We start from the raw sequence: 21106 nt of genomic DNA, 5'->3' as shown, positions 1-21106 counted from the left end.
GATTAAAAGAGTTTTTTAATATAAAAGTATGGATCTCCTCGACTATATTTAAAATAATAGCGGGGATGGAAAATGAGACGTTGGACGTTGCTGTGGTTAAGCCTCTTTATTGATTTTGTTCATGCCGATCCCATAGATGTTCGGTTGGGCTTACTGCCTGCCGGTTCTGACGTGTTTTCATATGAAATTTCGGTATTGAAGCTGGCGCTTGAGCATTCGGGTGAAGAAACCACCCTGACTTTGGTCCCTTTGAAGTCAATGCAAACCAGGGCTTTCAGAGATTTGGAATACGAAGAAGTAGACTACAACGTTTTTTTTAGTGGTTTCTCTGCTGAGCGTGAAGCAAATTTCAGGCAGATTGATATCCCTCTAACCAGAGGGCTTTTAGGCCAACGCGTTTTTGCAACGACAGAAAAACATTTGGCTATGTTTAAAGAAATAAAAACGTTGGCAGAATTAAAAAAGAAAGTCGTTGTAGGCTCTGGTATCGGTTGGCCTGATACTCTGATTTTCCAACATGCCGGATTTGAAGTGACTCAATCCAGATATGAGAACCTTTGGCTGATGTTAGAAAAAGGGCGATTCAATGCTTTTAATCGAGGCATTAACGAGGTGTTTGTAGAAATTCAACAGCGCTCAGTGAAATCGCCAACTCTGGTTGTTGAGTCCTATATTCTGATCCGTTACCCGCTGGATTATATGTTTTATCTGCGCAAAGAAGATGAACACCTGGCAACGCTCATCGAAAAAGGATTGAAAGAAGCTTATCGCAAAGGCGCGTTTGTAGATCACTTCCTGAGTCATCCCGTGATAAAAAATGTACTGGAAACGATTAAACCAAGTCAAAGGCGGGTTTTTGAGTTAGAGAACCCATTAATGACTGATCGGCAACGTAACGTTCCTGAAACGTATTGGCATAAATTCTAGAAGAGTAGCCTTAAAATGACAAAAGTCAGACGACCGGAAAATGTTTACAAAGCTTACCATGCTCATGTTTATTTTGATCGAGAAACAGAAGACGTCGCTTTAAATTTATGTGAGGAAGTAAAACATAAATTTGATTTAAAAGTAGGGCGGTTCCATAAACAAAAGGTTGGGCCTCACCCTTGCTGGAGCTGTCAGATTACGTTTGGAAGCAAACACTTTGAAGTGCTGATTCCGTGGTTGGATCAAAACAGACAAGGGTTGAGCATTCTTGTTCATGCGTTAACGGGAGATGACTTGAAAGACCACACCGACTTTGCCTATTGGTTAGGTAATCCTGTTTCTCTTAATCTTGAAATGTTCCGCTAGCGCTTTTCCCCTGTTTCCCGCCCATTCAGGTGGGGTCAGCAGATGACCCATTTGTCGATTGTCTTGATTTGTCCCTGTGTCTGGCCTGATGTGTCAGTGTTAATGGCTTTAAAAGTCGCTAATTTAATCAACTCTGGATTGAATAGACCTTAAACAGCGTTCTGTGTCACTAGGCACTTGGTGTAAAAACAATAATAAATGCACTGGGTCAGGTAGGCAGTTGTTTTAATGGATGTTTAATAACTCTCATTGTTGTTATTTCAAGATTAGAACCTGCCATTTTGGGGAAATTACCTCATCACTAGCAATATCCTTATTTAAGGTAAACAACTTATGAAAACAAAAATAAAAAAACTCATGGTGTCTCTTTCTTTCGTCGGCGCCGTTTTTGGCTCAACAGTAACCAGTACGACAGCGATGGCTGATTCTTCCGGAGCAGTTAAATATCCTATCGTGCTGGTTCATGGTCTTTCAGGCTTTGACTCAGTTCTGGGGGACTACTTTTATGGCGTTAAAGGTGAGTTGAGTGGTGTGGGGGCAACACAGGTTTACACCCCTCAGATCACAGGCTGGGACAGTGATGAAGCGAGAGGCGAAGAGCTTCTTGCTTACATTCAAGACGTTTTGGCGGCGACAGGTGCCGAAAAAGTGAACCTTATGGGTCACTCTCAAGGTGGGACAACTTCACGATACGTTGCAGCGGTAAGACCGGACCTGGTCGCGTCGGTGACGTCAATTGGCAGCCCTCATTATGGAAGTAAAGTCGGAAATCTGTTTAATGAGACTGTTCTGGAAGGCCCTGCGATAGCCATAGGTAATGCAATCGGCAGCATGATTGCGTTGGTGTCTGGTGATCCGAGTCAAGAGTCTAATGCTATTGGGGCAATTAAAGCTTTGAATGAAGAGGGCGCTTCAGCTTATACCGCCAAATATCCTCAAGGCGTGCGTTCCGGTTCATGTAAGGATACGCCATCTTATAATGCTGGATCATGGTGGTGGCCAAACTGGGTTAAAGATTACTCTGTGAATGACGGTCAACATCAGGTGAATGGGGTTCGTTATTATTCTTGGAGTGGTACTTACAATGCGATTTTTGATTCGAATGTGCTGGACCCGTTAGACGGCGTGTTGGCATTGGCCAATGCATTACACAGTGGCCAAGCGAACGATGGTTTGGTTGAACGTTGCTCATCGCACATGGGCGATGTGATTCGTGATGATTACACTTTGAACCATGGCGACGAAATTAATGGTTTCTTTGGGTTGCGTGGCCTTTGGTCATCGGCTCCATTACCGATTTACTCTTCTCAGGCGCGTCGTTTAAAGTCTGCAGGGCTTTAATATCCGTCTTTAGATAAACACAGAGGCACTTGTTTGTGCCTCGATTTTTCAATTTGTAAGCTTATTGAGGTGTAACTTATGGCTCGCTTTTATCAGGTTATTTCTTCTGCGCTTATTCTGTGCTTTTTTGTATTGGCCGGTGTCGTTTTCTTATTGGGCGAAGATGATTCATTACCTTATAACGTATCCGAGGTAGAAGATGTAAGCAACGAAGAGCCAAAATTAAAGAGAGTAATCAAAGAGCAAACGGTTGATCCTGCATTGATAAGTGCATTAGTGGATGGCAGCCAGCAGAGAGAAAAGCCTGATGATGCATTTTATGAGAACTTACCTGGTTCACTTATAGATGCGCCAAAACCAGCCGCACTGGAAGAGGATAACGAAGGTAACCTGATTGTTGATCAGAGAGTAAAGCGTGTCATTGAGTTTTATTTAATGGCTATGGGTGAAGAGCCAATCGAGAATATTCTTGCTCGTATTGAATATGAGTTTAAATCCCAGCTGGGCGACACGGCCTACCATCAAGGAATGGCTTTATTAGAAAACTATCTTCAATACAGAAACAATATTGGTGAAATTAAGAACCAATACGCCGATCAAGTGGCTGTATCCGGTTCGACGGATATGTCGTTAATCAAAGAAATTAAACAAGCTGTTCGGAATTCAAGATCGGACTATTTTTCTGAAGAGGTCATTGCTGCATTTTATTCTAAAGAGGACGAGTATGACGATTATATGATCAGTAAAGTCGAGATACTTCAAGATAGCTCGTTGTCTGAAGAGGAGAAATCTCAACAACTGGCGGTGCTGAATCAAAATACATCTTTTGAAGTAGTTCAATCGCACAGTGAAGCCAATCAGTTGTCAGAGGTTCGTACCAAAATTAAAGCTATGCGAGCCGAAGGCTTGAGTGAAGATGATGTGAACTTATATCGGGAGCAGCAACTGGGGCCGGAAGTGGCTGAGCGATTAAAGACTCTCGATGAAGAAAGGCAAGTATGGCAAACACGCCTGGATGACTACCGATTAGAGTTGAAACATCTGCAAGCTGGGTCGTATTCCGATGCCGAAAAATCTCGATTGATCGAAGAGTTGAGAACACAGCACTTTGATGAGCGAGAAATATTGAGAGTTCGTGTTTTGGATGGGGTTTAAAAAGCAGCTATTAAGAAGAGTTCACCGAGCATGTATGGCTCTGTGAACTCTATCATTGGCAGTTGAAACTTACTTATTTTCCAATAACTTCAATTTCATAGAATCGCATGACAGCTACGTTACTAGCGTCAGCTTCGGTGACAGTCAAACGAGCGTAGCGGGCTTTAAGTATTGGCGAAATATTTACGCATCTTACTCTGCTCTCACCAAAAGACAGCTGAGTAGTACCACAGCTGTAAGTGGCTGGGTCATTATCATTTGGCATAAGCGCTCTTTCCCAGTTCACACCATCATTGGATACTTCAAAAATCCAGACATCATCACCACCCAACGTCAGACGGTTGGTATAAACATTGATTTCGGTTATTTGGCTTGTTTGGCCAAAATCAATCTGAATGTAATCATTACTGATATTACCACTCCAGAATGCAGCCGCTGTTTTATCTTCGTCTACGGTAGAACGCGCGCCATCTGCGTCATAGCTTGCTGTGACCGTAGCGCCATTTTCAGGTAACGAAAGGTTTCTGATTACGTTAGATCCCCCTGAAGGTTGAGAGGACAGGCCTGAACCTGATCCAGAACCTCCTGATCCACAGCCATAAAGGGTAGCAACAGCAAGCAACGCAATAGTCTTTAAGATAGTTTTCATTTCAGGTTATTTCTCTAATAAATGTTTAATTTTTGATATAAAGTCTGAGTCGAAAGAGTGGAAACTACGAATGCAGTGTCATTTTGTAGACACTTGAATGATCGTTTATTGTGGCCTGACGACAAGAGGGCGCGGATATTATCATAGCCACTATATTCACGACTATAACGTATGTCGGAAATGCCTTGTCTCAGGTTAAAAGGTGACGTGGTTATTTGCGTGTGAATTACAGAGGTAAGTCTTGAACTGGGATGATTTAAGATTTTTTCTTGCGCTGGCAAGGGAAGGAACGGTCAGTGGTGCAGGCCGGGTGTTAAGCGTGAAGCATACAACGGTTGCACGAAGAATATCGGCTCTTGAAGGCATGTTAGGCAGTCGGTTATTCGATCGGATGCCATCGGGTTACGCATTGACTCAAGTCGGTGAAAACCTGATGCCTCATGCGGTTGGCATGGAGGAACTTATGAATGCTGCTGACAGGGAGGTGTTCGGCATGGACGCTCAACTCAGGGGTTCATTAAAGCTGGCGGCTTCATACGATGTACTGAATCGTCTTATTACACCGAAACTTCCGCTATTTGTGAATAAATACCCGGAGATTGATTTAGAACTGATTTCTTCTACGGATCTGATAGATCTTAACAGCAGGCAGGCAGATATCGCAGTAAGGCTGAGCCCTAAACCTCCCGAGTATCTCATAGGTAAAGAAGTCTTGCCCTTAAAGCATGGTATTTATGCCAGTGAATCCTACTTGAAACAGGGCCAACGGAAAAACACCGTTGTCTTATGGCGGCATGAGAAAGAGGTGCCTGAATGGTTACAAGATCATTTTCCTGACTCGGCGGTTGCACTAAGAGTCAGTGAAATCATGACGATGGTTGAAGCTGTCAAAAATGGTTTAGGGGTTGCGAGAATGCCTTGCTATGTTGCTGATGCGGAACCTGGTTTGAGGCGGTTAGATTTACCACTTACCCCGTCGAATTGGGGGGTTTGGGTATTAAGTCACGCAGATTTAAGATCCACCGCCAGAGTTCGGGCGTGCAGGGATTTCTTGATTGATGTTATTGAACAACAACGAGATCTGATATTAGGGAATAATTCTGTTTATAGTTAAGATTAAGTTTGTTGTATAAGTTTTTTTTTATTGGTTATGTGTTAAGTGTGTGACTTGTGTCTGAATTCGCTTTCGAGAAGTACAGTTTGATGAGTTGGTAGAAACGGCTGATGTGCACGGGTTTATCTCCATGGAAGCGGTGGATCATATAGAAGGGCCATTGGCTGCCACGATAATGATTAAGCTCTTGGCCGTGTATTCGTTTTAGCAAAGTACCTGAGTTCTATCAGTTCCTTTTCTGCAAGCATAGTCGGAGCTGAAATCCAAGTAGCTAAGTTGATAGGTGTTGCTACTTCTGAATTGGGGTTTACCTTTGCTGACAACCCAGCCGCGTTAGTGCTGTTTGCCCTTGGTACAGCAGGCATAGAGGTTGGGTATGAATTACCCGTAATTGAAGGTAATTGACTATCTCATTGATTTCAGTTGGAATTGATTGATTTAATAATAACCAACTTTTGGGAATGGTTTGGGTTACGGATTAGTTCTGTTGATTAATTGTTAGCTTACTAGGAGGAATACTATGCACCGCATAGCTGAAATGGAGATTCACAATTATCGTTCATGCAAGAAAACGCTAATTAAATTAGAACCTTTCACGCCTTTAGTTGGCTATAACAATGCGGGTAAATCTAACATCTTAAAGTGTTTAGATGCTTTGGTTCGTGGGAAAGGGCAAACAATTTCAAACTTTTTTGACCCTGACAAACCTATAGAAATAATTGCTCGTTTGGTCGGGTTGGGGGACGAAGCTCTTAATCACCTTTCTGGAAATCAAAAATCTAGCCTTGAGCCCTATATTGAAAATGGCACATTAGATATTCGTTTCTACCAAGAAAAACCTGGTACTGCTAAAAATGCTGTTGTGCTTGGAATAAGGTCTCCCGGCAAGCTCCAAGATGAATGGGCTAATCCAAACGGTTTACCTCAAGCTATTACGACATTATTTCCTGAACCAACATTTATAAACTCCATGGAAGATTCAGCAGAAGATGTTTCTAAATTCAAAGCAGGCAACACAATAGGTAAATTGATTTCAAATTTGCAAAAAGAAATCATCAAAACTAAAGGCGAAGAAATAAATACTGCTCTATCTGCTATAGGTAAAAAGCTTAACCTTGACGGAGAAGAAAGACTGAAGGAATTCTCAGATTTTGATGATTCAATCAATGGCAAAATTGGAGACTTTTTCCCAGGGTTAACACTTAACATAGATATTCCCACTCCTGACATTAGTGATCTATTTAAACAAGGTAACATCAAAGTAAAGGAAACTGGGAATCAGCAAGTCACTGACTTCGTTAATATGGGGCATGGAGCTCAACGAGCTATACAAATGACTCTAATTAGACATCTTGCAGAAATAACTAAAGATGCAACGAAAGAAGGTAAGACTAATCTATTGCTTATTGATGAACCTGAACTATTTCTCCATCCGCAAGCCATCGAGCAAATACGTGGTTCTTTGAAGGCTTTGGCAAAAAAAGGATATCAGGTCGTTTTTTCTACTCATTCACCTTTTATGATTGATCAAATTGATATCTCAATTACTAATATTGTCCGTAAAAATGATGAAGGCACAGTTGTTGAGAGTCGATTAAAAGAGGCAATTGAGAAAGTTTTAGATGATAATGAATCACAAGCTCGGCTGCTTTTTGATACATATAACCTAGGGCAAATTTTGTTTTCCGATATGGTATTGATTGCAGAGGGAGATACAGAGAAACACGTATTGCCTACTCTATTTCAGGCTGTTAGAGGTAAAACTTTAGGTGAGGAAAAGTTAGCGCTAGTAATTGCGACGGGATTACCGAATATTCCGGGTATGCTTTCAATCCTAAACGAGATGAATATTCCAGCGAAAGCTTTAGCAGATTTAGATTTTGCTTTCACAGTGGCAAAATCAAAAAATTTGATTGATAAACATCATCCAGATCTGGAGTCTTGTTTGGACATAATTCAAGAGATACAACCTAAACATGGTTTCTTACTGAATGGAAGGAACCCAACAAGAGGAAATAACTTTAAAGCTTCGGATATATTTGAGCTACTAGCGAAAGAAGAAAAAGCTAAAGATCATATTGAAAATATTCGCCAATATTTCAAAAATAGCTCTATTTGGGTGTGGTCGCTTGGGGCAATTGAACCGCATCTTTGCCTTGAAGCTAAAGAAACTGGTGAATGGTATAAGTTCAAGCAAAAACTATTGGATAATCCACTAAATGAAGTGCTTGAAGACAATAGTCATATAAATGAATTTGTTGAGTGGTGCGTGAGCTAAATCGGGTAACCGGGAACATACTAGAAGATTGGCCGATAGTATTCAAGACTGTATTTATATACGGTTCATTTGTCTTCACTTTCCAAGGTCAATCCCATCTCCTAGCGACGTAAAGCTCAAATCTTACTACCATTGTGTATCACGCTGTGTTCGACGAACTTTTGATTCCGGAACCTCGCCGATGCTGGTTAGAGAACAAGCAGTTTTCGCTTCCCGCCATCTTTACTCTTGTGATATTACGGCTTATGTCATCATGTCGAATCCATCGCGTGGCGGCTAATTTCATGTTTTCTTTATATCGTTATCGAACCGTGACAATTTCGTGATAACTCCAGTAGAAGAAATGCATACACTGTCGACAAACAACAAGGGCAAATGAAACCTTCTAACTACAAACCGATGTTGGAATTGTGTCGTTTGCAGAATCTTAATACGAGATTGAGATTCGCCTTATGGTGGTCGTTTTTTAGACAGTGTTACATAAACCGGAGATTATAGATGAAAAATACAAAATCAAACTTTAGCTTGGCTACAGCCGCTGTTGCTTTTGCACTTAGCACATCAGCCATTGCTGCTGACCAACCTGCAGGCAGTTCAGGTGCTGCAATCAGTGCAGGCGACAAAGTCCACTGCTACGGTGTTCATTCATGCAAAGGGAATTCCGACTGTAAGACTGCTGAGCATGCCTGTAAAGGCCAGAACGCTTGTGGCGGTCACGGCTTCAAGGGTATGAGTGCGAAAGCTTGCCTAGACGCAGGTGGCACCATTGCAGACATCAAAGGTTAATTGAACGACGCTTATTGATGTTGAGAGCTTTGCACGGGGGGCAAACATACCGCTGGCGAAAGCTCTCAATTTCAACTGATCTGCCAGTCTTGAGCATCAACAGTTTTATAAACTAGATTGATAAGATATTAGATTTCCCCGGATCTCCCATCTTCATAACAAGCCCTTTGAAAGAGAGTAGTTCATGTTTAGCTTTGGCCTCGGGTTACGAACTCAACACTATCATGATTTTCTTAACACGCAGCAACCCGTTGACTGGTTAGAAATTCTGTCCGATAACTACATGGTTGATGGTGGCAAACCATTAATGATGTTGGACAAAATCCGAGAACGTTATCCCATGGTTATGCATGGTGTTTCGCTATCAGTCGGCTCGGTCAATGGGCTTGATACGTCTTATTTAAAGAAGCTGAAAGCGCTTGAACAGCGAGTTCAACCCATGTGGGTTTCTGACCACTTGTGCTGGAGCGGTGTGCATGGCAGAAAGATGCATGACTTATTGCCTTTGCCATTTACCCATGAGGCTCTGGAAGTAGTCTCTCGCAACATTCACCAGGCCCAGAATGCATTGCAACGACCACTTGTTCTGGAAAATGTCTCCAGTTATTTGGAATTTGAAAGCTCTGAAATGTATGAGTGGGAGTTTTTGTCTGCGTTGTGTCGCTCAACAGGCTGCAAACTGCTATTGGACATCAACAACATCTATGTCAGCGCCTTTAATCATGGCTTTTCGGCCGATGATTATATGCAGGGCGTCCCAGCGGAAAGCATTGCACAGTTCCATTTGGCGGGGCACCAAAACAATGGTGATCATTTGATTGACACGCATGACCATCCGGTATGTGATGGCGTATGGGAACTTTACCGGAAAGCGGTTAAACATTTTGGTCCTATTCCAACCATGATAGAGCGCGACGACAATATCCCGCCACTCGAAGACTTATTGTCAGAATTGGACATCGCTCGGGGTATTGCCAGTGAAGTGATCAATCAAAGGGTGGCGTCATGAAACTGGAGGAATTACAAAACCAATTTCAAAGTCAATTGTTGGCTCAAAACTGCCAGGACGCTGATTGGATATCCGCTTCATCAAGAGGTCTAACGGCTGAATTTCGTTTAAGCATTTATCAAAACGCGTACAGGGTAAGGTTGGCAGAGACACTGCTTGATACCTTTGAACATACAGCGAACTACATTACCGAGGAATTGTTTGAAACGCTGGCATACGCCTATATTGAAGGGCACCCGAGCACAAACACAAATATTGGCATGTACGGCCAACACTTCCCGGATTATTTAAAACAAGAGTTACCAAGTTGTCAGGAAGTGTTTGAAGTAGCCATGATGGATTGGTTATTGCGTCGAGCATTTGATGGGGCAGATTCCCCAGCGTTAACTAAACCTGTCTTGGAGGAGATCGTTGCATCTGGCAGAGGTATCTCTCATTTGAAACTCGTACCAACGGTGTGTTTAACCACGCAAAAGTGGAACAGTTTAGATATTTGGCATGCCGTAAATCTGGACAAAGAGGCATCAACTGCTACTAAACTGCGTGAACCGATGACTGTCATGGTATGGAGAAAAGAGACTTCTCCTCACTTTCGCAGCCTTTCTCATATTGAAACGAAAGCCGTAGAGCTACTTCAGTCCGGGCAAAGCATAGAATCTCTTTGCGAAATACTAAGCGAGCAATTTCCCGATTTAGATATCGCAACAGAGTTTGGCGCCTTACTTGTTCGCTGGTTAGATGACGAAATTTTGTCTAGTAACGTTGATTAGGTGACATATTATTCACAAAGCGCTAAATGCCCGTAATAGCAAAGTCTATCGCAGCGATAATATCGTTGCGTAGATGGCTTAATGATCCAATCGGTTCTTTCAATGCTTTTGTAGGAATGGATGCAAGTTGAGGGGTAAGTAATAAGAGCTTTTCCCCGCTGTATTCCACTTCCGGAGTTAAACCTTCCATTTTTTCGTTTTTAAAACTTTCCAGCCTTCCAAGTGGTATTACAATACGCGTGGCAATATCAGAGATGACTGGACTTTGAACATCAACAATGTAGGGAAAGGTTTTGCGTGTCGTACGGCTAGGGTTTGGGTAAACGTCGAACTGAGCCATTAAAATTCCCTGAACTCATCGCCAAAGCAGCCGTTCTCTTCAACAAATTCGTTGTAAGCTCTAATCGCATTTTTATTCTCTTCAGCCCATTTCTCTTGGTTCTGTTTGGCAAGCAGTTCGGTTAATGCTTCTTCAAGCGTTGCGGAAAGATTTATATTCATAGCCTTACATTTTCTAAGTAAATCACTGTTTATACTAAGGTTTGTTGGTTTTTTAGGTGCGCCTGAATTAAATAAAGGTTCCATGGTTTGATCCTCAAAAATGCTATACATTATTATGCGCATTAAAATGCGCATGGTAAAGCTACTTAACTAGTGCAGCTAGGTTTGGGAGCTGACTGCGAGAGTAATAAGGTAAGAAATATCCCAACGATTTTCATTTGCTAGTAATCCTATTCGTAAGGCTCGTTTATTTGGGGTAATGAAGAAACAGAGCTAGCAAAAAGCTGCTGATTAAGGTTAGGTAGCTAATCAGAACAATTAACCATCATTTCATCCATCGCTCTTTACTTCCATGTTCTTTGAGTGGCTGGGTCAGTGAGGTTGGCTAAATCGTTGTTTCTTTTGGATCGTTTAGCGTTAATACCTGATTTTCTATTAACTTGCCACAGAGATGTTACCATTCATCAATGGGAATTTGATTAGGTTACAGCTATTGCGTAGTCATCTTGATTTTGCATCTCAGTTTGAAGCTCATAAACAGAAGTGAAGTATTCTGTAATTAGCCTGTTAGCCCAGGGTTTTGCTGTCATGCCTTCAAAATACGCACAGTGGCTGCCTCGATCGGTTAGCACAAGGATGACGTTGTCCATTGCTTCAATACGATGTTGATGTTCATAGACATTGTCGATGTGACAGACAGGGTCATCTTTGGAATTCAGAATAAGCGTAGGAACTTTGATTGAATCAAAGACTTCAGAGGGGTTGGATTTGAGCATATAGTCTTCGGTGCTTTCGTTACCCGCGACTTCATACAAGTGTTGATGGAATTCGTGCAGATCCTGGGTGTTGGTTAATGCGCCAAAAGAGTCTAAATGCTGAAGCACAGCTTTGTTTGGTGTGATGAACAGCTTATGAAGTTTTTTTGCCATCATTTTGCTGTAAAAAGGCACTGCGCGGGTAAAGGCATTACGCATGTCATAGGCTGGGCAGTAGGCTACAGCGGCTTTAATCGGAGTATTATTTCCTACTTTTCCTAAGTAATGTGCAAGCACGCCCGAACCGGCTGAAATGCCTGTGGCGTATAAGTCTGACTGAGGGAAGCACGCTTGAATATGTTCTATTTGAGCAGCGAAATCATCGGTATTACCCATGGTATTGAAGTTGGCAGTTTTCAGGCTTAACTCGCCATGACCACGGCGAACGCACAGTGCTACGCGCCAACCCAGGTTCTCTCGCACATAGCGTACAAAACCACGCATACTTTGTGGGTTGCCCGAAATCGTATGCAACACCAACATGGTGGGTGTGTTTTCCGGTAAATCTAACCCCAGCCAATCAACGGATACCTGACCACTGTCTTTCATGGTTAAGACATCATGTCGGTCATATTCCAACGGTTTGGCAAAGCCTTTTATGAAACCAAGCACTATTAGCTGCAAGTGCGTATTGAACAACCATGGAGTTGCAAAATAGCGATGATTTAAGGCTTTGGTGGCTTTAACAATGGCGTCATTAAATGACGTGGCTTGATAAATTAAAGATGGCTTCTTTGCTGCAGTTGCAAAGTAGTAAATTGCTGCCAGTAAAACGATTCCCAAACTTACCAGAAGTAGTGTCATAAAAGAGCTCTCTGCAGAAAGAAAGGCCACATTCTAGAAGAGCTGGTATACAGTGTAAAGATGGGTTGAGTGAAATGGTTAGTTTTCAACCTTAAATCGGGTAGTGAGTGATCTTGTTCCAAACTTTAAACACTCAGCTGTTTTTTAGAAGGAAGGTTGTGCTTACGTGTTGCTGCTTTCGTGATCCAAGGGTTTTCCGCAATGGGGGCAGGTAATGCCTATCTTGGCCTTCATTTCCGCATAAACGGATTCACGAATATGATCTGCAGCGCGAGATGAAATCCCTAATTGCTTTCTCAAGGCTTCGATATCTTCCTCTTCTTGTTCGCAAATCATGCCGTCTTCTAAGGCTTTTCTGAATTCTCGTTGCATGCTGGAACGGCGGCGGTGGATTTGTTCATTGAGGCCGCTAGCAATAATACCGGCAGGCAGAGCGGCCATACCGATTCCAATGACTGTTATCAAAGCACCAAATTTCTTACCTGCTATGGTAATTGGTGTGACATCACCATAGCCAACCGTTGTGAGAGTAGCGACTGCCCACCACATTGCAGAAGGTATCGAGCCGAAGGCGTCTGGTTGTACCGTATGCTCAGCCAACCAGGCACCGCTGGCTGCAAAGATAAGCATCAGCATTAATATAAAAAAGCTTGCGAAAAAGGCACCGGCTTCTTCCTCAAAAACCGCGAGTAACATGCTTAACGCTGGTGAATAGCGGGTGAGCTTCAGCAAACGTAGCATTCGGAAAGCACGAAGAATACGGAGGTCGATGGGGATCAACAGGTAGAGTAGTGCAGGTAATATGGCTAATAGGTCTATGATCGCGACCGGTGAGCGTACCCAAGACATCCGGCTTTGTGAATTCGGGTTTTCGGGGGCGACCCATAACCGCAATAGATACTCACAGATAAAGATACATAGTGAGGTGGTTTCAAAAAGATCAAAGGCGAATTTCCAGCTTTGATATATTGAGTCTACGGTTTCAATGATGACTGCACTGACATTCAAAATGATAAGTGCGATTAGGATTATTTCTAGCAACTTAGGACCGAAGGCGTTTCGGTCCGGTCGCTCTAACCACCAATAGACTTTGGCTCTTAGGCTTTCATCAATGTGAGCGTTAGAAGATAGGGTGTTACTCATGACGAAAGGTCAACCATGCACGCGTTAATGGAAAAAGTATTTGCGAGAGTAATGCAAACCCCCAAATGAAGTTTGCTACGATGGCGGGCACGTGAGGAACAATAAAGAAACAGCCAATCGCCATTACGATGCCAAAAAGTCGAACATCCCAGCGGCCAAAGTCCGAAGCAACGCGATGTTCAATAACGTTTTTTAGCACCCACAGCATGGCGATATAACCTGCCAGACCAAAACATCCAATCGCAGCGTACTTGGTAGGATAGGGTTCCCAGAAACCAATCTTTACTTCAGCAGCGAGCGCTACGCCAACCATCACGCCACAAATCATAAGAACCAAATGAGCCAGCCACCACTTGACCAAAGTACCAAGTTTGTCATCTTTGGGCTTTCCGTTACCTACAAAATCAAAGTAGATCCAGCACATGATGAACATGGACACACCGCCAATGATGAAATTCACTAGCACGTCAGGGGAAACTTTATAAATGCCTTTTTCAGAAAGCGTTACAACCAGCTTAAAGAACCCTTCACCAAGCACGATTAACGTTAGCAGTGCGAAACGTTCCGCCATATGACCGAGGCGAGGGACAAATCGCTCGTATCGTAAAATGGATAACCTGGGGATCATGTACAGTGCCTGGGTAGCTACGATGGCTGCCCCGAAGGCCCAATAACAATAAGGCTGTGGTATGAATGCTGTACTGGCAAAAATAATGGCAAATATCGAGAAAGTCCTGATTTGCTCATTACACAAAGAATGGGTCGAAGAGTTATTTCTTCGGGCTCTGAAATACAGCATCGCCAGCATGGCCCGGTTAGCTGCGAATCCAAGAGCAAAGAAGGCCCAGCCCTTACCCCCGATGGATGGAATTGCGGCTGCCATAAACATCAAGGTACAAATCATGACGGACATGATGACTCTGTGCCAAACGTCTGTACTGACGTAAATGGAGTTAAAAATACTGAGCTCGCCCCATGCATACCACAAGGCAATAAAGACACCGCAAAACACCAGAAAACCGTCAAGGTTTAAGTGGTGAGATAAGTAGTTTCCAAGAAGGAAGATAGTGACCACATGAATCAGATCATAAAACAGCTCTACCCAATGGACGTGATCGTGGGCGTGATCCAGATCCTGATGATGTTGTGGTTTTCTCCACATCGGGTGTTCTTGCAGTGCCATGGAAATAACTCTCCTGATTAGCTGTAGGCGTAAGTCCCACGAATCGGATAGTTATTACTGCGAATCCATTCCAAACCGGAAATGAGGTTTTCCAGATCTGGGCGTACAAACGGGTTGTTTGAAATGTCGACAACCTGAAGGGTGCCTTGCTCATTGATGATGAACAGACCTGGCTCCGCAAATGGGTGGTCGGTTTCTTGTTCTGATCTTGGGTGTGAAATGTACAGCCCCAAAGATTTCATTTCTTCGGTGGTTAAACCATAAAAGAGAGGGAAGTTCACATCAAGGCGACTGGTGTGTTCTTCCAGCTGTGCCAAGCTGTCGCCAGAAACTGCGACCACATCAATGCCGATGGCATTCAATCGAGCGGTGTACGCAGACAATTCATTCATGTATCGGGTGCACAAAGGGCAGTGGCGACCGCGATAAACAACCAGCATTTGCCAGTCAAAATTGCCTTGGGGTTTGCTTAGATCTCTGTCCGAGACATTCAAGCCGGATTTGGTTAACGATGGAAACGGGGCACCCGCTTCAAGTTTGAATGTTGTCATGACGATTCTCCAATAATGTGCTTGTGATCTTTTCTATTATTGGAGAGCCGATGAGAAAAACAATTAGTTGCTTTTTGGTAACCTAGTGAATCTTTGGATATATCACACTGATCTGGGAATAAGTCCGACAAACGGCGTTGATCGAGCTGGAGTTAATTCCCGACGTTGTGTTCTTCAGACCAAATCCGCAGTGTTTCTAAAATATCCAATGCCGATTGGCCAAATTCGGTGAGTTCATACGTTACTGCGACTGGACGTTCGTTAATGACTTTTCGAAGCACCATGCCTTCTTCTTCAAGCTCTTTAAGCCGTTGATCTACCATCTTTTTACTGGCCCCGCCCAACATGCGGGTTAGATCATTGAATCGCACTGGCTCATCTTTTAAATGATAAATAATGGAGCCTTTCCACTTACCGCCAATCAGTCTCATGCCCTTTTCAATCGAGCAGGGTTCATTGCAGGCGTTCTGCACCGTTTTTTTGCCTCGGGCATCGACTTTGATGACGCTTTCCATATTAAAACCTCAAAAAATAGTAGGTTACCAAAAGTAAACTAATTGTATTTGGTTTACAGGTTACCATAATAAACCACTAAGCGAAAACGCTAACAATGATTGTTTGTTAAGTGAGGATGAACCCATGAGTAACGTATTAATTTTAAATGCACACCATTACTACCCATTTGCTGAAGGCAAGTTAAATGCAACCTTGGTACAGGCGGCTGAAGAATTGCTTAAAGCAAAAGGGCATAAGGTAAGAATAGTCCATGTTGGTGAGACTTATAATGTTGAAGAGGAGCTTGCGAATCATCAATGGGCAGACGTTGTGTTCTTGCAATCACCCGTGAACTGGATGGGTGTACCTTGGACCTTCAAAAAGTATATGGATGACGTTTACACCGCTGGCATGGGGGGCGCTCTGTGTCATGGTGATGGTCGAAATGAATCGGCACCGAAAGAAAACTACGGGGCAGGTGGTACGTTAACGGATACCAAGTACATGCTGTCGTTGACTTTCAATGCACCGGAAGAAGCCTTTAATAACCCGGACGAATACTTGTTCCAAGGCAAGAGTGTTGATGACTTGTGGTTCCCAATGCACATGAATTTCCGTTTCTTCGGTATGCAGCCTATGGAGACGTTTGTGTGCTACGACGTGATGAAGAATGCAGACGTTGAGAACGACTTCAAACGTTTCGCTGCTCATATCGATAAGCACTTTTAATTCCATCAAATTGTCAGGTTATAAGCCAGGGCAATGAATTAAACACATTGCCCTGATTGAAAATGCAGTAGGGGGATTACGCATGTTTAAGGTTATTCAGTCTGTTTTGGTCATTGGGTTGTTGCTGATCAATTCATTAGCGAGTGCGCAAACCAATCAAGGAACGGGGGTTAATGAAAACATACCGGCCGCTCATATAGCATCGCCAGAGATGTACCAAGTGCTGTTGGAAAATGATCAGGTCTTGGTGTTGAAAATGGTGTTAAAACCGAATCAGGCGGATGCGCTTCATCGTCACCAGGATGAAACCGTGTATTTCGAAAAAGGCGGCAAATTGAGAATTGTTACAGGGACAGGGAAAGCGCTGGAAGTTGAGGTGCCGGATGGCCATGTGATGTGGCATTCAGCCTGGAGTCACCAAGTAACCAATATTGGTGAGACCGATGTGGTGGCTGTGATTGTTGAAAGTAAAGGCAGTAACCAGCTTATCAGCCAGGTGTCTGTTCAACCGTAAAGTACTCAGCTGAGAGGTGAAAAATGAACAGTCCGTTGAATCATTCAACTTTGTTGAAGGTTGATATTCTTTCTGATGTCGTTTGCCCTTGGTGTGTGATTGGCTATAAGCGATTACAAAAGGCCATTCAGGAGCTGCAATTAGAAGACAAGATCAGTATTGAATGGCATCCGTTTGAGTTGAATCCACAGATGAGTCCGGAGGGTGAGAACTTACGAAGTCATCTAGCGGCAAAGTATGGAACGACACTGGAAGGCAGTATTGCAGCACGAAAGCATCTGACCGAGTTAGGTGCAGAGCTGGGTTTTCGTTTTAACTACTTTGATGAAATGCGGATGTATAACACTCGCAAGGCTCATTTATTAATTCATAAGGCGAAAGAAAAAGGCTTGCAAGAGGCTATGTCCCAGGCGCTTTTTGAAGCCTTCTTCACTCATCAGCAAGACATTTCGGACTCTGATCAATTAGTCGATATCGCGGCATCCGTAGGGTTTGATGCAGATGAAGCTCGACAGCTTTTGGGGGACGATACGGAGCACCAAATAATTCAAACATTAGAGCAGCAATGGTTAAGCTATGGTTTTCAGGGGGTTCCGGCTTTCATCTTTAACCATGGAGTTACTTTGACCGGCGCTCAGGAGATCGATACCTTTAAATCAGTATTAGAGCGAGTAATTGCAGAGGAGCTAGTTTGAGCGCGAACCGCTTTTTCTTCCCTAGCAGAGAGGCTGATTAAGCCTCTCTTTTTTTGTCTGTTATCTTGAGCAATTGATCTCGAATCCAGCGATGAAGCGGGTCTTGGCTGGATCGTTGATGCCAAACAGAGATGACTTCAAAGCCCGGAATGTTTTTATCTAATGTAATCCTCTTCAGGTTCGCATTGGGCAGAAGACGAGACGGTATAAAACCACAGAGATCACTTTGTGCAATGCACGCTTTTGCAGCTGTAAAGGTTGGGACTGAAAGCACCACATTTCTCGGGTGGCCTTGTTCACGAAACCATTGGTTGGCGGCACCAGTAAAATCACCTCGCGAAGGGGAAACTACTAACTGAGGGATTTGAGCGATTTCTGCGATTGTCATCTCATCTTTAACCTGCTGGTTATCACAAGAGGCGACACAGCAATACTCCTCAACATATAAACATTGTGAGGGGTAGTTGGGTGGCACGAAATCCGGGTTACTGATAACGAGATCCACTTCTCCGGTTAACAGTGCGGAAGCTAATTGGTCTAGCTCCAGTTTCTTTATTGCCAGTTTTACGCCCGGCGCTTCTCTGCGCAGAATTTTCACCAGATGAGGCAGAATCACGACTTGTTCTAAATCAGTGGAGCTGATCGTAAATGTTTTATTGATCGCTTGAAGATCCAACTCGTCGGGCGTGAGTAAATCCTCAAGGGCCTTCAGAATATGGTCTATCTTCGGTTGCAGTGATTCCGCATAAGGCGTAGGAATGACGCCATTGCTGGTGCGAATAAACAAGCGATCATCGAGGGTTGTTCTCAGTTTTTTCAATTGATCACTGACGGCTTGTTGGGTGACACCCAACTGATTGGCAACTCTGGACAGATTACGTTCCTGAAGAAGGCCGTGAAGAACCCTGAGTTGTTTAATGTCGATTCTACTAAGCGCGCTCACTTGTCTCTCTGTTTTTAGCTAGTCAGTTGGTAACTCATGTCGGTTGGTAAAAATGTCTGTTGGTAAGTCATGTTAGTGGTTGATGTTATTAATACAAGTTTTTGTTGTATCAATAACATTTATATCTTGTTTTTGTTTGTATCTATGGGCTCTTAAAATCGCTTTTAAATAATGTAAGTGATCTGAATAGGTCAGGAGAGGGTTATGTTTACCGTTAATTATGTAAAGCCAGGGCGAGATTTGGTGTATGACCAGCGACATCTTGGTCCCGGCAGCGAACAGTTAAGTGACCGTATAGAGCAAAGATTGATTGATATTGAGGATGGGCGAGCTGCAAACACCCGATTCTCGTTGAGTGCTTCAGGCTTCGAGTTGGTTGAGGTTGATTTTAACTATGATCGTTTCGATAGTTCTTCTGGTATTAAAGACGATCTGCTTCCGGCTGTCTCGTCGTGGTTGAAATCCCGTTTGGGGGCTTCTGAGGTTCTGGTCTTTGATCATACATTTCGATCTAAAGCAGCTAGTGAGAAAACGACTCAGCACCGTTCGCCTGTAAAAACCGCTCACAACGATTACACCTCAAATTCTGCGGAACACCGTTTGTATCAAGAAACGATTTCGCGTCCGGAGTTAAGACAGAAACGTTTTCAATTCATCAACCTTTGGATGCCTATCTATCACAAGGTGGAAGAATCGCCTTTGGCTATGGTCGATATCAGTACGGCCAAGGAATCGGATTACCATCCGTTGAGGCTTCTGTATCCAGATCGCGAAGGTGAAATTGCTGCAATTTCATATAACCCTGATCACAAATGGTATTACTTTTCTGAGATGGCGCCGGGAGAAGCGCTATTAATCAAAGTCTTCGATAGTGAAATGGGCACCAAGCTCAACGGGGTGCCGCACACCGCCGTTGATCCGATAGAAGCTGCACACCCTAGTGCACTGCGAAGCAGTCTAGAAATTCGCACCATTGCGTTCTTTGAGGATCACTAATATGAGTCGTCTTTATTCGGTGAACCCTCTAGATCAATCTGTGGTGGGGGATGTGGCTGTTACCACGCAAGAGCAACTGACGCAGGCCGTTGAACGGGCCAAAGTCGGACAACAGGCTTGGGCCAAACGTGCGCTTTCAGAGCGCGCGCAACAATTATCTGATGCTTATAAGAAGTTACTGCCCCATCAGGCGCAGCTGGCTACTTTGATCAGTCAGGAAATGGGTAAGGATTTCCGTCGCGCCAGCTATGAGGCGCATGGTGTGGTGCAAAGTGCGGCTTACATGATTGAAGAGGCCGTTGATGCGTTTCAACCGGAACGCTTGGCGGCCAAAAGTGAGTTGCAGTATCGAGCTTTGGGAGTAGTCGGGGTTATTTCTCCGTGGAATTACCCTTTGGCGATGGCTAACAATTTGTTGATTCCTGCGTTGGTCGCTGGCAACAGTGTGATTTTGAAACCTTCCGAACACACACCTTTGGTAGCGGATTTATTCATTCAAACACTACAGTCCCAGTTACCTGACGGTGTCCTGCAAATTGTTCATGGTGATGGGCAAGTCGGGCAAGCACTGGTTCAGTCCGACATACAGATGATTGCCTTTACAGGCTCCGTTGCCGCAGGTCGGAACATCATGGCCAATGCGGCGCCTCAACTGAAACGCTTGGTGATGGAATTGGGTGGTAATGATCCGATGATTGTTCTGGCTAGCGCCGATATCAAAGCGGCGGCACGTTTTGCGGTAGCCAGTTCCTTTGAGAACGCAGGCCAAATGTGTACGTCAACAGAGCGCGTCTATGTGGATCAAAGTATTGCTGATACTTTTTATCAGCAAGTCATGGCTCATGCCCGATACTACCTAACAGGTGGGTGGGATGAACCGGGTGTAAACATAGGGCCATTAGCCTCTGCTGACCAGCATCAGCGGGTGGTAAGTCAATTACAGGATGCGGAGCAGAAAGGTGCGCGTTTTCTGATGGGGCAGGCCGATTATACATTACCGTTTGTGGAGCCTACCGTCGTTGCTGGTATGACACCTGATATGCAACTGGAACAAACAGAAACCTTTGGGCCGGTTGTTGCGATGGCCGAATTTGAGCATGTTGAGGAAGCTATCGAGCGCGCTAATGATTCCATCTATGGCTTAGGGGCGGTGGTCTTTGGCGGACAGGATGCCGCAGCAGTCGCTGAACAGCTAGAAGCTGGCATGGTTTCAGTAAATCAGGGTGTTGGTGGCCCAGGGGATAGCCCTTGGGTAGGGGCTAAACAAAGCGGCTTTGGGTTTCATGGCTCAAAAGCAGGGCATCGACAATTCAGTCAGGTTCGGGTGATCAATTTTTAGGAG

At 43.9% G+C, this 21106-nt stretch carries 23 protein-coding genes; 14 read left to right on the top strand and 9 right to left on the bottom strand.

Annotated features, from left to right (window positions below):
- Window positions 1-72: 72 nt before the first annotated feature.
- The 4 genes from ABD744_RS08045 (at window position 73) to ABD744_RS08030 (ending at window position 3789) form a co-directional block, all read left to right on the top strand.
- Complete coding sequence (locus ABD744_RS08045; protein ID WP_344797248.1) at window positions 73-927, top strand: hypothetical protein; 855 nt, start codon at window positions 73-75, stop codon at window positions 925-927.
- A gap of 15 nt (window positions 928-942) precedes the next feature.
- A complete protein-coding gene (locus ABD744_RS08040; protein WP_344797246.1) occupies window positions 943-1293 on the top strand; it encodes a DOPA 4,5-dioxygenase family protein in 351 nt (116 codons plus the stop codon).
- A gap of 333 nt (window positions 1294-1626) precedes the next feature.
- On the top strand, window positions 1627-2634 hold the full coding sequence (locus tag ABD744_RS08035; protein ID WP_344797244.1) for an esterase/lipase family protein: 1008 nt from the start codon (window positions 1627-1629) through the stop codon (window positions 2632-2634).
- 78 nt (window positions 2635-2712) lie between these two features.
- The gene (locus ABD744_RS08030; protein WP_344797242.1) at window positions 2713-3789 is read left to right on the top strand and encodes a lipase secretion chaperone; all 1077 of its coding nucleotides are present in this window, start codon (window positions 2713-2715) and stop codon (window positions 3787-3789) included.
- A gap of 73 nt (window positions 3790-3862) precedes the next feature.
- Here the strand turns inward: ABD744_RS08030 and ABD744_RS08025 are convergent, their stop codons facing one another.
- Entirely contained in the window at window positions 3863-4438 is a 576-nt protein-coding gene (locus ABD744_RS08025; protein WP_344797240.1) for a discoidin domain-containing protein, read from the bottom strand.
- A gap of 241 nt (window positions 4439-4679) precedes the next feature.
- Here ABD744_RS08025 and ABD744_RS08020 point away from each other — a divergent pair, with 241 nt between their 5' ends.
- The 5 genes from ABD744_RS08020 (at window position 4680) to ABD744_RS08000 (ending at window position 10395) form a co-directional block, all read left to right on the top strand.
- Window positions 4680-5552, top strand: a complete 873-nt coding sequence (locus tag ABD744_RS08020; protein ID WP_344797238.1) for a LysR family transcriptional regulator — start codon at window positions 4680-4682, stop codon at window positions 5550-5552.
- Between the two features lie 520 nt (window positions 5553-6072).
- Window positions 6073-7830: an ATP-dependent nuclease gene (locus ABD744_RS08015; RefSeq protein WP_344797236.1), complete on the top strand. Its 1758-nt coding sequence runs from the start codon at window positions 6073-6075 to the stop codon at window positions 7828-7830.
- A 498-nt stretch (window positions 7831-8328) separates the two neighbouring features.
- On the top strand, window positions 8329-8616 hold the full coding sequence (gene bufA2 / locus ABD744_RS08010; protein ID WP_344797234.1) for a BufA2 family periplasmic bufferin-type metallophore: 288 nt from the start codon (window positions 8329-8331) through the stop codon (window positions 8614-8616).
- A 184-nt stretch (window positions 8617-8800) separates the two neighbouring features.
- Window positions 8801-9625 carry an MNIO family bufferin maturase gene (gene bufB / locus ABD744_RS08005; protein WP_344797232.1) on the top strand — a complete coding sequence of 275 codons (825 nt, stop codon included), beginning with the start codon at window positions 8801-8803 and terminating at the stop codon, window positions 9623-9625.
- A complete protein-coding gene (locus tag ABD744_RS08000) occupies window positions 9622-10395 on the top strand; it encodes an HvfC/BufC N-terminal domain-containing protein (RefSeq protein ID WP_344797230.1) in 774 nt (257 codons plus the stop codon). The genes bufB and ABD744_RS08000 overlap by 4 nt, the downstream gene beginning before the upstream one ends.
- Window positions 10396-10417: 22 nt before the next feature.
- On the opposite strand, the gene ABD744_RS07995 is transcribed toward ABD744_RS08000, so the two are convergent.
- The 7 genes from ABD744_RS07995 to ABD744_RS07965 form a co-directional block, all read right to left on the bottom strand.
- The gene (locus ABD744_RS07995; RefSeq protein WP_344797228.1) at window positions 10418-10735 is read right to left on the bottom strand and encodes a CcdB family protein; all 318 of its coding nucleotides are present in this window, start codon (window positions 10733-10735) and stop codon (window positions 10418-10420) included.
- Window positions 10735-10980 (bottom strand): type II toxin-antitoxin system CcdA family antitoxin, encoded by a 246-nt coding sequence (locus ABD744_RS07990; protein ID WP_344797227.1) that lies wholly within the window; start codon window positions 10978-10980, stop codon window positions 10735-10737. Before ABD744_RS07990 ends, ABD744_RS07995 begins: the two co-directional genes overlap by 1 nt.
- 395 nt (window positions 10981-11375) lie before the next feature.
- Complete coding sequence (locus ABD744_RS07985) at window positions 11376-12515, bottom strand: YheT family hydrolase (RefSeq protein ID WP_344797225.1); 1140 nt, start codon at window positions 12513-12515, stop codon at window positions 11376-11378.
- Between the two features lie 162 nt (window positions 12516-12677).
- A complete protein-coding gene (locus ABD744_RS07980; protein ID WP_344797223.1) occupies window positions 12678-13658 on the bottom strand; it encodes an ion transporter in 981 nt (326 codons plus the stop codon).
- On the bottom strand, window positions 13651-14841 hold the full coding sequence (locus tag ABD744_RS07975) for a low temperature requirement protein A (protein WP_344797221.1): 1191 nt from the start codon (window positions 14839-14841) through the stop codon (window positions 13651-13653). The genes ABD744_RS07980 and ABD744_RS07975 overlap by 8 nt, the downstream gene beginning before the upstream one ends.
- 17 nt (window positions 14842-14858) lie before the next feature.
- Entirely contained in the window at window positions 14859-15392 is a 534-nt protein-coding gene (locus ABD744_RS07970; RefSeq protein WP_344797219.1) for a redoxin domain-containing protein, read from the bottom strand.
- Window positions 15393-15544: 152 nt separating this feature from the next.
- Window positions 15545-15907, bottom strand: a complete 363-nt coding sequence (locus tag ABD744_RS07965; protein ID WP_344797217.1) for a winged helix-turn-helix transcriptional regulator — start codon at window positions 15905-15907, stop codon at window positions 15545-15547.
- A 124-nt stretch (window positions 15908-16031) separates the two neighbouring features.
- Here ABD744_RS07965 and ABD744_RS07960 point away from each other — a divergent pair, with 124 nt between their 5' ends.
- The 3 genes from ABD744_RS07960 to ABD744_RS07950 all read left to right on the top strand — a co-directional run bounded on the left by ABD744_RS07960 (window position 16032) and on the right by ABD744_RS07950 (window position 17825).
- Window positions 16032-16616, top strand: coding sequence for an NAD(P)H-dependent oxidoreductase (locus tag ABD744_RS07960; RefSeq protein WP_344797215.1), 585 nt, complete (start codon window positions 16032-16034; stop codon window positions 16614-16616).
- A gap of 82 nt (window positions 16617-16698) precedes the next feature.
- Window positions 16699-17130 (top strand): cupin domain-containing protein, encoded by a 432-nt coding sequence (locus ABD744_RS07955; RefSeq protein ID WP_344797213.1) that lies wholly within the window; start codon window positions 16699-16701, stop codon window positions 17128-17130.
- 23 nt (window positions 17131-17153) lie between these two features.
- Window positions 17154-17825, top strand: a complete 672-nt coding sequence (locus tag ABD744_RS07950; RefSeq protein ID WP_344797211.1) for a DsbA family oxidoreductase — start codon at window positions 17154-17156, stop codon at window positions 17823-17825.
- Window positions 17826-17862: 37 nt separating this feature from the next.
- On the opposite strand, the gene ABD744_RS07945 is transcribed toward ABD744_RS07950, so the two are convergent.
- Window positions 17863-18768, bottom strand: a complete 906-nt coding sequence (locus ABD744_RS07945) for a LysR family transcriptional regulator (RefSeq protein WP_344797209.1) — start codon at window positions 18766-18768, stop codon at window positions 17863-17865.
- 204 nt (window positions 18769-18972) lie between these two features.
- Here ABD744_RS07945 and ABD744_RS07940 point away from each other — a divergent pair, with 204 nt between their 5' ends.
- Both ABD744_RS07940 and ABD744_RS07935 read left to right on the top strand, forming a co-directional pair.
- A complete protein-coding gene (locus tag ABD744_RS07940; RefSeq protein ID WP_344797207.1) occupies window positions 18973-19764 on the top strand; it encodes a CmcJ/NvfI family oxidoreductase in 792 nt (263 codons plus the stop codon).
- 1 nt (window position 19765) lies between these two features.
- Window positions 19766-21103: an aldehyde dehydrogenase family protein gene (locus ABD744_RS07935; protein ID WP_344797205.1), complete on the top strand. Its 1338-nt coding sequence runs from the start codon at window positions 19766-19768 to the stop codon at window positions 21101-21103.
- Window positions 21104-21106 lie beyond the last annotated feature (3 nt).

This window comes from Litoribacillus peritrichatus (genome assembly GCF_039537985.1).
GTDB lineage: Bacteria > Pseudomonadota > Gammaproteobacteria > Pseudomonadales > Litoribrevibacteraceae > Litoribacillus > Litoribacillus peritrichatus.
This window is presented reverse-complemented; position numbering and strand designations above follow the sequence as displayed.

Bases quoted from the DNA above. Each gene is read 5' to 3' on its own strand.
- ABD744_RS08030 (WP_344797242.1), top strand. From the start codon at position 2,713: ATGGCTCGCTTTTATCAGGTTATTTCTTCTGCGCTTATTCTGTGCTTT.
- ABD744_RS07975 (WP_344797221.1), bottom strand. From the start codon at position 14,841: ATGGCACTGCAAGAACACCCGATGTGGAGAAAACCACAACATCATCAG.
- ABD744_RS07970 (WP_344797219.1), bottom strand. From the start codon at position 15,392: ATGACAACATTCAAACTTGAAGCGGGTGCCCCGTTTCCATCGTTAACC.
- ABD744_RS07990 (WP_344797227.1), bottom strand. From the start codon at position 10,980: ATGGAACCTTTATTTAATTCAGGCGCACCTAAAAAACCAACAAACCTT.
- ABD744_RS07940 (WP_344797207.1), top strand. From the start codon at position 18,973: ATGTTTACCGTTAATTATGTAAAGCCAGGGCGAGATTTGGTGTATGAC.
- ABD744_RS08000 (WP_344797230.1), top strand. From the start codon at position 9,622: ATGAAACTGGAGGAATTACAAAACCAATTTCAAAGTCAATTGTTGGCT.
- ABD744_RS07955 (WP_344797213.1), top strand. From the start codon at position 16,699: ATGTTTAAGGTTATTCAGTCTGTTTTGGTCATTGGGTTGTTGCTGATC.
- ABD744_RS07985 (WP_344797225.1), bottom strand. From the start codon at position 12,515: ATGACACTACTTCTGGTAAGTTTGGGAATCGTTTTACTGGCAGCAATT.
- ABD744_RS07950 (WP_344797211.1), top strand. From the start codon at position 17,154: ATGAACAGTCCGTTGAATCATTCAACTTTGTTGAAGGTTGATATTCTT.
- ABD744_RS08025 (WP_344797240.1), bottom strand. From the start codon at position 4,438: ATGAAAACTATCTTAAAGACTATTGCGTTGCTTGCTGTTGCTACCCTT.
- ABD744_RS08015 (WP_344797236.1), top strand. From the start codon at position 6,073: ATGCACCGCATAGCTGAAATGGAGATTCACAATTATCGTTCATGCAAG.
- ABD744_RS08035 (WP_344797244.1), top strand. From the start codon at position 1,627: ATGAAAACAAAAATAAAAAAACTCATGGTGTCTCTTTCTTTCGTCGGC.
- ABD744_RS08040 (WP_344797246.1), top strand. From the start codon at position 943: ATGACAAAAGTCAGACGACCGGAAAATGTTTACAAAGCTTACCATGCT.
- bufB (WP_344797232.1), top strand. From the start codon at position 8,801: ATGTTTAGCTTTGGCCTCGGGTTACGAACTCAACACTATCATGATTTT.
- ABD744_RS07935 (WP_344797205.1), top strand. From the start codon at position 19,766: ATGAGTCGTCTTTATTCGGTGAACCCTCTAGATCAATCTGTGGTGGGG.
- ABD744_RS07995 (WP_344797228.1), bottom strand. From the start codon at position 10,735: ATGGCTCAGTTCGACGTTTACCCAAACCCTAGCCGTACGACACGCAAA.
- bufA2 (WP_344797234.1), top strand. From the start codon at position 8,329: ATGAAAAATACAAAATCAAACTTTAGCTTGGCTACAGCCGCTGTTGCT.
- ABD744_RS07980 (WP_344797223.1), bottom strand. From the start codon at position 13,658: ATGAGTAACACCCTATCTTCTAACGCTCACATTGATGAAAGCCTAAGA.
- ABD744_RS08045 (WP_344797248.1), top strand. From the start codon at position 73: ATGAGACGTTGGACGTTGCTGTGGTTAAGCCTCTTTATTGATTTTGTT.
- ABD744_RS07960 (WP_344797215.1), top strand. From the start codon at position 16,032: ATGAGTAACGTATTAATTTTAAATGCACACCATTACTACCCATTTGCT.
- ABD744_RS07965 (WP_344797217.1), bottom strand. From the start codon at position 15,907: ATGGAAAGCGTCATCAAAGTCGATGCCCGAGGCAAAAAAACGGTGCAG.